The following is a 10103-nucleotide window of genomic DNA, read 5'->3' on the forward strand; positions in this document are numbered from 1 at the left end:
CTAATGAAGGAGTATATAAAATATCTCCTTTAACAAAAAAGAGATTCGAAACAATACCCTCTGCAACATAACCTGTTTCGGTAAGAAAAATACCTTCCTTATTCACAACATTTCCAATTTCGCGTTTCCCTAAAATATTATTTAAATAATGATGGGACTTCAAGCGAAATGCACCCTCTGGTGTATTTCTCACTTGTTTTAAAATAACTCCTTCTTTTTCCACTACATTCCCTGGAGATGCTAAAGGTTTTATAAAAACAATAACAGACGGTTCTTCATATACTTCCGTTTGTAATCCTATTTCATCTATACCCGCCGATACATTTAAGCGCACATATGCATGCTTTAACCCATTCTTAACAAGTAGATTCTTTAAAATAAGCATCACTTCATCTTTTGTCATTGTCCATTTGATTTGCAATATATCGAGCGCATCCATTAAGCGTTCATAATGATCATCCAATAAAAAGGGATGACCATTATAAATACGAAATGTCTCAAAAACCCCAAGTCCATATAGGTAACCGTGGTCATAAGGAGAAATTTTCGCTTCACTCGCTTCTACATACGCGCCATTTACGTAAATTAACACGATGTCACACTTGGGCTATATTTGCGAATGAAATTCTGTAGCAATTCTTTCCCGTGAGAAGTCATAATAGATTCCGGATGGAATTGTACCCCTTCAATCGGCAACGTTTTATGACGAAGCGCCATAATTTCACCTTCTTCAGTCCAAGATGTTATCTCTAAACAATTCGGTAACGTCTCTTTTTTAACGATAAGAGAGTGATAACGTGTCGCGGTAAATGGATTTGGGATATCAGAAAAAATCGTCTGCCCATCATGATGCATTAAAGATGTTTTTCCATGCATCAAACGCTCTGCCCTGACAACATCCCCTCCAAATACTTGCGCAATTGATTGATGTCCAAGACAGACCCCAAAAATCGGAAGCTTACCTGCAAAATATTTAATAACATCCATACTGATTCCCGCCTCATTAGGACTACATGGACCTGGCGAAATCATTAAAAAATCTGGTTTCATATTCTCAATATCCGAAATAGTCACTTCATCATTACGCTTAACAACAAGCTCTTGTCCAAGTTCTCCAAGAAACTGCACTAAATTAAATGTAAAAGAATCATAATTATCAATCATTAATATCATTTCTCTCACCTAACCGTTTCTTCGCTACTTTCTTTTGCACGCCATAAAGCGATTGCTTTTTTTAACGACTCTTTATATTCATTTTTTGGATTTGAATCAATTACAATACCCGCTCCAGCTTGCACATGCGCTTGTCCATCTTTAGCAAGTAGTGTTCGGATTATAATATTCAATTCCGTATCTCCAGAATAACCAATCCAACCAATTGACCCTGTATAAATTCCTCGGCGAACAGGTTCTAATTCTTCAATAATTTCCATCGTACGTATTTTCGGGGCGCCGGTAATTGTCCCACCAGGAAATACAGCCTTCACCAAATCGAAAGCATCTTTATCTGCTTCCACCTCACCACGCACATTAGAAACAATATGCATAACGTGTGAGTACTTTTCAATTACCATAAATTCATCTACTTCAACAGTGCCATATTTACAAACCCGGCCCAAGTCATTTCGTTCTAAATCCACAAGCATTACATGCTCTGCTCTTTCCTTTTCATTTTCAATTAATTCTTTCGCTAATTCTTCATCCTCTTGCTCACTTGCTCCTCGAGAGCGCGTACCAGCAATCGGTCTTGTACTCACTTCTTTTCCTTGCTTTTTAATTAGCAATTCAGGCGAAGCACTAACAATTTGAAAATCTCCAAACTCCAAGTAACCCATATATGGAGATGGATTAATTTCACGAAGACTTGTATATATTTCTAGTGGATGTGTTTGTAATGTTCTTTCTTGTCTTGTCGACAAGTTTACTTGAAACACATCACCCGCTCCAATATATTCTTGAATACGTTCAACGGCCTTCATAAAGCCCTCTTCCGTAAAAGCGACTGCTTCATTTTTCTTTTCAGGAGATTCAAACGGCATAGTCACTTCGGGGGCTTCTTTCATCCAAAGACCCTTCCATTCATTTAATCGTTCTTCTGCCTCTTCACACTCATCTACATAATGCGTAATAATCCATAATACTCTCTCCTGTTGATCATACACAAACACGTCATCAAATAACAAAAAGAATATGTCAGGTATATTAATATCATCCTTCGCAAGAGAAGAAAGTTTTTCAATATAACGGATACAATCATAACTAAAGTATCCAATTGCCCCACCTTGAAAAGGTGGGTACTCCGGATTATAATCCGTTTTCCATTTCTCCATATACGCTTGCATTAAATCTAACGGATTCCCTCGCTTTATTGTTTCCTTACCACTTTCACTTATATGTAACGTCTCATTCTTACCCTGAATTACCGCTACTGGATCCAGCCCAACAATATTATAACGACCACCACGTCCACTTTCTAACAAAATATGTTGTGGCTTATCCTGAGAAAGAAATTTATATTGCTTAAAGAAATCTAACTGATATGGAATAGAAAGCGCTAAAGATTTTCTTCGTTGCATATCAACACCCCGTCTTCTGTTATCCCACCCTCTTAAGCCAATCAAATCAAACTACATAAAATTATTTATATAGAGAATGATTATACTTGAGGGCTAGTGAAAATAAATTAATTATACTACTTCTTATTTTACATGAAGTTTTCTAGTCATTCACTCTTTTCCTTTTTCCAATCAAAAAAGAAAAAGCATCCTTTTTTAAGGATGCTTTTCAAATCACATTCACTTATGACTCAAATTGATAAAGTGGTGTACTTAAATAACGTTCACCGTTACTTGGGATAATAACAAGTACCTTTTTCCCTTTACCTAATTTCTTCGCAACTTCTGTCGCTGCATAAACGACTGCTCCCGAAGAGATACCAACTAAAATACCTTCTTCTTTAGCCACTCTTCTCGCATATTCGAACGCTTGCTCCGTTTTCACTTGAATAATTTCATCATATACCTCTACATCCAATGTCTCCGGAACAAACCCCGCTCCAATTCCTTGGATCTTATGTGGCCCTGGCTTTCCACCAGATAATACTGGTGAATCCGCAGGTTCTACCGCGTAAATTTTGATATCTTTATAAACCTCTTTCAGCACTTCACCGGCACCTGTAATTGTTCCACCTGTACCAATACCTGCGATAAAAGCATCTAATTGATCCCCCATCTGTTCAACAATTTCTGGACCTGTTGTTATACGATGGATTTCTGGATTCGCTTGATTTTGGAACTGTTGTGGTATAAAGTACCCATGTTCTTCTGCTAATTCAGTTGCCTTTCGAATTGCTCCGCCCATTCCTTCAGGTCCTGGAGTCAATACTAATTCAGCACCGTAAGCGCGTAATAAATTACGACGCTCAATACTCATTGTTTCTGGCATTACTAAAATTGCCTTATATCCTTTAGCAGCTGCTACCATCGCTAAGCCAATACCTGTGTTACCACTTGTCGGCTCAATGATTGTATCGCCCTCTTTTAATAATCCTTTATTTTCAGCATCTTCAATCATAGCTAACGCGATACGATCTTTAACACTGCTCCCCGGATTCATAAATTCTAATTTTAAGTATACATCTGCGCTGTCTGATTCTACGATGCGGTTCAACTTAACGATCGGCGTTTTCCCGATTAATTCTGAAACTGATTGTGCCACTCGCATTCCTGTCACTCCTAACACCGAGTATTTTTATTGGTTTTATCTATATTTAGATTTTGTCAGAAAATTCCCTGTTTGTCAATCTATTTGGGAGGCTGATTCTCCACCTAAACTTCTTTATTACAGCTTCTCAATTAGACTTGTAATATCTTCTTTAGCGAATTTATGTCGTTCATTACAGAAGTGACAGTGAACTTCCGTCTCTTCTTCTTCTGCACGAATTTGTTCTAACTCCGCTTTACCTAAACTAATTAGCACACTTTCAATACGCTCACGTGAACATGTACAATTAAATTGAACATCCATTGTTTCTAGCACTTTCACTTTATCTTCTCCAAGCACTTCATACAGTAATTCTTCTGGAGAAAGACCTTGTTCGATTAATTGTGATACTGGCGGGATTTGTTGAAGACGCTCTTCAATAAATGAAATTGTTTCTTCCTGCGCACCTGGCATAATTTGAAGAATGAATCCACCMGCCGCTAATACGCTATCATCTCCATTTACAAGAACACCAACACCTACAGAAGAAGGTGTCTGCTCAGAAACCGCGAAATAATATGTGAAATCTTCCCCTAGTTCTCCTGAAACAATGGGAGATTGACCAATAAACGGTTCACGCATACCAATATCTTTAATTACCGTTACAAATCCTTCTGTACCTACCGCTTGATATACACGTAATTTTCCTTGTTCCGTTCCTTCAAAATCAACATGCGGATTCGTTACATAACCACGTACATCCCCATTTGCATGAGCATCGACTAAGATAGGACCAATCGGGCCGTTMCCCTCTACTTTAATCGTTAACTTCTGCTCGCCTTTTAACATAGCRCCCATCATTGTACCCGCAGTTAAAGAACGACCAAGTGCCGCTGAAGCTGTTCTCCATGTATCATGACGCTTTTGCGCCTCACTTACTGTATTTGTTGTACGTACACTATAAGCACGAACCTCTCCATTAAACGCTAACGCTTTTACTAAATAATCTTTCATACTTATTTATTCACCCTTCTCATGTTGTAAATTTGCATTACGCTCATATAACATATACAAACCTTTTAACGTTAAAAACGAATCTACAATATCAATTACACTTGATTCTTCTGAAATTAATTTTGCTAATCCACCTGTTGCAATAACTTTCGGTTCTTGCTTAGCTTCTTCCTTCATACGCTTAACAATACCTTCCACTTGTCCAACGTATCCATAAAGAATACCTGATTGCATTGCACTTACTGTATTCTTCCCGATAACACTACCCGGTTTTGTAATTTCAATACGAGGAAGCTTTGCTGCCCTGCTATATAAAGCCTCTGCCGAAATCATAATTCCTGGCGTAATGACGCCACCCATATAATGCTTCTCTTCGTTAATATAACAATATGTAGTAGCCGTACCAAAATCAACAATAATAAGCGGACTTCCATATAAGTGGATTCCTGCTACTGCATTTACAATTCGGTCCGCGCCTACTTCACGTGGATTTTCATATTTAATATTCAAGCCAGTTTTTATCCCAGGCCCCACTACAAGCGGTTTAATTTTAAAATACTTTTCACACATACGCTCTAAAGCGAACATAATTGGCGGTACGACTGAAGACACAATAATACCTTTCACATCTTCAAAAGAAAGACCTTCATGCTCAAGTAACTGCTTTACAAGCATCCCATACTCATCTTCTGTTTTATGACGATCTGTTTCCATGCGCCAATGCTGACGAAGTTCTCCCTCTTCAAACACACCTAGTACCGCATTTGTGTTCCCTACATCCAATACAAAAATCATATTCTCACCACTTATCTTATTTAATCTATATTTGCGCAGTATGTATAAAACTTATAAAAACATCATATCACACATACTTATATAATCAGTTTTTCTATACTCATCATTGTACAAAAAGATTACTCTCTATTTCAATTTTTAATACTAGTTTCATTCAATTTTTTTTGCCACTTAAATTCATTCCACACAAAAAAGGAGTGACTATTGTCACTCCTTTTTTTCTTACTTATCTTCTGTATCTTCATCGTCTTTCTTCATATTGATGTTTACTTTCACATCATCTGAAGATGTTGGACGCTCAGGTAATCTGCCATAATCATATAAATGATTAATTTGCTCTGCATCTAATGTTTCTACTTCAAGTAACGTTTTCGCGATAATATCAAGCTTATCTCGTTTTTCAGTAAGAATTTGTTTCGCACGAGCATAACAGTCTTTAATAATTATTTGCATTTCCACATCAATTTCATGCGCGATTGCATCACTGTAGTTTTGTTCTGAATGGAAGTCTCTTCCTAAGAATACCTGACCACCTTGTGAGCTACCAAATTGCATCGGTCCAAGCTTATCACTCATCCCGAATTCTGTAACCATACGTCTTGCAATACCAGTCGCACGTTGGAAGTCGTTGTGAGCACCTGTACTTGCTTCACCAAATACAATCTCCTCAGCTACTCGACCACCAAGTAAACCAGTGATTTTATCAAGTAACTCTGGTTTTGTCATGAAGTAACGATCTTCCTTCGGAAGCATTACCGCATATCCACCAGCTTGACCACGAGGGACAATTGTTACTTTATGAACGATATCTGCTTCATCAAGGACAACACCAATTACAGTATGGCCAGCCTCATGGAATGCAACGATATTACGTTCTTTTTCAGAGATAACGCGACTTTTCTTAGCTGGACCTGCAATAACACGATCCGTCGCTTCATCGATGTCACTCATATCAATTTTCTTCTTATCTTGACGCGCAGCTACTAAAGCAGCTTCGTTTAATAAGTTTTCAAGATCGGCACCAGAGAATCCTGGTGTACGAGTTGCAATTGCTCTTAAGTTGACATTCTCATCAAGCGGTTTATTACGAGCGTGTACCTTAAGTACAGCTTCACGACCATTTACATCTGGACGATCTACTGTAATTTGACGGTCAAAACGACCTGGACGTAATAACGCTGGATCAAGAATATCAGGACGGTTTGTCGCAGCGATGATAATAATACCTTCGTTTGCACCGAATCCATCCATTTCAACAAGCAATTGGTTCAACGTTTGTTCACGCTCATCATGACCACCGCCAAGACCCGCGCCACGTTGACGTCCTACTGCATCAATTTCATCAATGAAAATGATACAAGGAGCATTTTTCTTTGCATTTTCAAATAAATCACGTACACGGGATGCACCGACACCGACGAACATCTCTACGAAGTCAGAACCACTAATAGAGAAGAACGGAACGCCTGCTTCACCTGCAACAGCACGTGCTAGTAAAGTTTTACCTGTACCTGGAGGTCCCACTAATAGAACACCCTTCGGAATACGGGCACCAACTTCAGCGAACTTACGAGGGTCTTTCAAGAATTCAACTACCTCAACAAGTTCTTGTTTCTCTTCATCCGCTCCAGCAACATCTCTGAAACGAATTTTTTTCTTTTCATCATTGTATAGCTTCGCCTTACTTTTCCCGAAGTTCATAACACGGCTACCGCCGCCCTGAGCTTGGTTTAATAAGAAGAAGAATAAAATGAAGATAATGACAAACGGAATGATAGAAGTAAAGAACGTTACCCAAGCACTTGTTTCTTCTGCTGGTTGATACTTAACTTCAGCCCCTTGCGCTTTATCATTAATTTTCTTTTGTAATTCCTCAGTATTTGGTGCATAAGTAACAAATTGTTCTCCTTGGCTAGAAGTCTTGAATTGTCCCTTTACCTCAAACACACCATTTTTCGGTTGAAGCTGCACATTACGCACTTCACCTTTTTCAAGTTGAGTAATGAATTTATCGTAGCTAACTGATGTCGTTTTTTGCGTCGAACCATTAAAATAGCTCACGATTCCAATTACTACTAAGAATATCAGTAAATAAAAGATGGTATTACGGAAGATACGATTCATTCCTAACCTCCTCTCACGGCATAAACACTATAGTAAATCGTAACATAAAAAAAATTTCCTATACAATTGTAACGCCTATATTTAATTAATTTGAGTAAACACTTGGTTTTAATACTCCTACATAAGGAAGATTACGGTACTGCTCTTTATAATCTAATCCATATCCTACAACAAATTCATGAGGAACAGTAAATCCAACATAATCTGCTTTCAGATCAACCTTACGGCCTGTTGGCTTATCTAATAAAGTAACAATTTTTACAGATTTCGCTTTACGATATTTAAACAGATCCACTAAATAGCTTAGTGTAAGACCGCTATCAATAATATCTTCAACGATTAAAATATCGCGACCTTCTACCGAAGTATCAAGATCTTTTAAGATTTTTACTTCGCCTGTCGAAACTGTAGAGTGACCGTAGCTAGATACAGCCATAAAATCCATTTCAAGATATGTATCTGTTCTCTTTAATAAATCTGCCATAAATGGCATTGCACCCTTTAGTACACCAATCGCAAGAGGTACTGTATTTTTGTAATCCTCTGCAATAACTGCACCTAGTTCGTGCACCTTTTCTTGTATTTGTTCTTCAGAAATTAATACTTTTTCGATATCTTGATTCATCATTTCATTATCCTCCCGGAAGACTCCTTGCTTTTGTAGTGAATAATCATGTATTTACCCTTCTTTGCTAGCTCTTTCGAAGTAGCAAACGCAGATCGTTTCAACAAGGGTACCCAAATAATATTTCCACTTGCGTCACAAACGATCGGCCATTCTTCTCTTTTTTCTTTTGGTACTTTCGCTTCGATAAAAACAGCTTTTATCTTTTTTGTACCATCCATACCTTGCATTGACATGCGATCTCCATTTTCCCTASACCGAATACGAAGTGGATACGATATATCATTATACTTAGCAACAAATACTGTTTCATTCATGTTACTCGGTATATCTTCGCTCACCTCTGTTACAAGTTTATCCCCATTCGGCAATATAATTGTCCCAGGTACTGATAAATCTTGCGAAAAAGGAGAAACAATTTCTTGTTTAAATCCAAAACCACATTCTTCGTATGTGCGAACAATTTTCAAACCACCTGGAAAATCTAGTGAACCTGAAGGTTGTGCCCGCTTAAAAAATTCAATCACCTTGTCAATATGTATAGAAGAAAGCGAAGATGGAATCTTATATTCATAAAGATAGTTTAATATTAGTTGAATCCCTCTTCTTTGTAAAGGCATAGACATGGATTCAAAGGCAGGAATTGATAAGCTAATTTGTTTATCGCTTTTTTTTGTAATTACTTTATTCATTTTCTCAAAAGCTAATTCCTGCAAATAAGCCTCATCCTCTTGCATCTGCACGCTAAATTTTTGAAATTTCTCATGCATTTGTGGATTTTCTTCTTTCAAATAAGGAAGGACATATTTACGTAATCGATTCCTTGTATATACTTCTTTTTTATTACTCGGATCTATACGCGGAATAACTTTTAATTTATTACAGTAATCAACAATTTCTTCCTTAGTTACCCCAAGTAACGGCCTAATTAAATATCCATTATGAAAAGATCGCTTCACTGCAATTCCTGCGTATCCTTTCGGAGTACTCCCTCGTACAAGGCGCATTAAAATCGTCTCTACTTGATCATCTCCATGGTGACCAAGAGCTACATATCTCGCATCATATTTCTTCATTATTCTTTCCAAAAATGCATATCTGCATTCTCTAGCTGCAACTTGTGCATTCATTCCATATTGCTGTTGATATTGCGACACATTAATCCTTAGCGTTTCACAAATAACTCCTAGCTCTTTGCAGAGACCCTGTACAAACTGTAAATCCTCATAAGATTCATTACCTCTAAACATATGGTCCACATGTGCTACTACAATTTCTAGCTGTTTTTCTGCCCTTTTTTCTAACAAATAATATAAAAGAGCCAAAGAGTCAGGACCACCAGAAACCCCTACAACAATTGTTGAATGTTTCTTTAATACATCATGCTGCTTTACAAAGTCATCTACTTTTTCAACAAATGCATCTTTCAACTTCGCAATCACCTTTCATTAAACAAGAACAACAACATTAGTTACCTTGTATATAATGGTACAACTTTTACAAACATTGTGCAAAAAAAAGATGTACAAAATCCATATTTTTATCTTACATCCCTCCTGTATATTTAACAAAGTAATCACATTACCTTTTTAATCAAAAAAACCTAGGCATCTACCTAGGTTTTTTGATTATTTTATTGCGCCTGCATTCCTACTATTGGAATCGTAGCCCACTTCGGCATATTTTTCTTTACTTTCGCCACCACAATAGTCATATCATCATTTATATAACCATCACCAGAGCGAATTACTTCTTCCATAATGATATCAGCGATTTCCTGTGGGTCCTCTGTTTGTAGTTCTTTAATTTTACGTTTTATCCATAATTCGTGATTCTCCACATG

The 10103-nt window shown here is 37.4% G+C and carries 10 protein-coding genes; all 10 read right to left on the reverse strand.

Going from position 1 to position 10103, the window contains the following annotated elements; all coding sequences use genetic code 11:
- On the reverse strand, nt 1–592 hold a 592-nt coding region (gene pabC, locus AC1DJR_RS08870; RefSeq protein WP_477002418.1), incomplete at its 3' end, for an aminodeoxychorismate lyase.
- Nucleotides 586–1173, reverse strand: coding sequence for an aminodeoxychorismate/anthranilate synthase component II (pabA, locus tag AC1DJR_RS08875; RefSeq protein WP_002113273.1), 588 nt, complete (start codon nt 1171–1173; stop codon nt 586–588). The genes pabC and pabA, both read right to left, overlap by 7 nt.
- A 5-nt stretch (nt 1174–1178) precedes the next feature.
- Nucleotides 1179–2576: an anthranilate synthase component I gene (gene trpE, locus AC1DJR_RS08880; RefSeq protein ID WP_044444394.1), complete on the reverse strand. Its 1398-nt coding sequence runs from the start codon at nt 2574–2576 to the stop codon at nt 1179–1181.
- Between the two features lie 223 nt (nt 2577–2799).
- A complete protein-coding gene (gene cysK / locus AC1DJR_RS08885; protein WP_427285620.1) occupies nt 2800–3723 on the reverse strand; it encodes a cysteine synthase A in 924 nt (307 codons plus the stop codon).
- 117 nt (nt 3724–3840) lie between these two features.
- Entirely contained in the window at nt 3841–4716 is an 876-nt protein-coding gene (gene hslO / locus AC1DJR_RS08890) for a redox-regulated molecular chaperone HslO (RefSeq protein ID WP_002009693.1), read from the reverse strand.
- Between the two features lie 6 nt (nt 4717–4722).
- Nucleotides 4723–5511 carry a type III pantothenate kinase gene (locus tag AC1DJR_RS08895; protein ID WP_429686879.1) on the reverse strand — a complete coding sequence of 263 codons (789 nt, stop codon included), beginning with the start codon at nt 5509–5511 and terminating at the stop codon, nt 4723–4725.
- A gap of 222 nt (nt 5512–5733) precedes the next feature.
- Entirely contained in the window at nt 5734–7635 is a 1902-nt protein-coding gene (gene ftsH, locus AC1DJR_RS08900) for an ATP-dependent zinc metalloprotease FtsH (protein WP_002091565.1), read from the reverse strand.
- A gap of 85 nt (nt 7636–7720) precedes the next feature.
- Nucleotides 7721–8263, reverse strand: coding sequence for a hypoxanthine phosphoribosyltransferase (gene hpt / locus AC1DJR_RS08905; RefSeq protein ID WP_002124550.1), 543 nt, complete (start codon nt 8261–8263; stop codon nt 7721–7723).
- Entirely contained in the window at nt 8260–9690 is a 1431-nt protein-coding gene (gene tilS / locus AC1DJR_RS08910; RefSeq protein WP_477002419.1) for a tRNA lysidine(34) synthetase TilS, read from the reverse strand. Before tilS ends, hpt begins: the two co-directional genes overlap by 4 nt.
- A gap of 203 nt (nt 9691–9893) precedes the next feature.
- Nucleotides 9894–10103: SpoIIE family protein phosphatase (locus AC1DJR_RS08915; protein WP_477002420.1), on the reverse strand; the 210-nt coding region annotated here is incomplete at its 5' end.

The organism is Bacillus sp. 05T31 (assembly GCF_056396725.1).

Coding starts and splice junctions, on each gene's coding strand:
- pabA (WP_002113273.1), bottom strand. CDS start 1,173: ATGATATTAATGATTGATAATTATGATTCTTTTACATTTAATTTAGTG.
- trpE (WP_044444394.1), bottom strand. CDS start 2,576: ATGCAACGAAGAAAATCTTTAGCGCTTTCTATTCCATATCAGTTAGAT.
- cysK (WP_427285620.1), bottom strand. CDS start 3,723: ATGCGAGTGGCACAATCAGTTTCAGAATTAATCGGGAAAACGCCGATC.
- AC1DJR_RS08895 (WP_429686879.1), bottom strand. CDS start 5,511: ATGATTTTTGTATTGGATGTAGGGAACACAAATGCGGTACTAGGTGTG.
- ftsH (WP_002091565.1), bottom strand. CDS start 7,635: ATGAATCGTATCTTCCGTAATACCATCTTTTATTTACTGATATTCTTA.
- hpt (WP_002124550.1), bottom strand. CDS start 8,263: ATGATGAATCAAGATATCGAAAAAGTATTAATTTCTGAAGAACAAATA.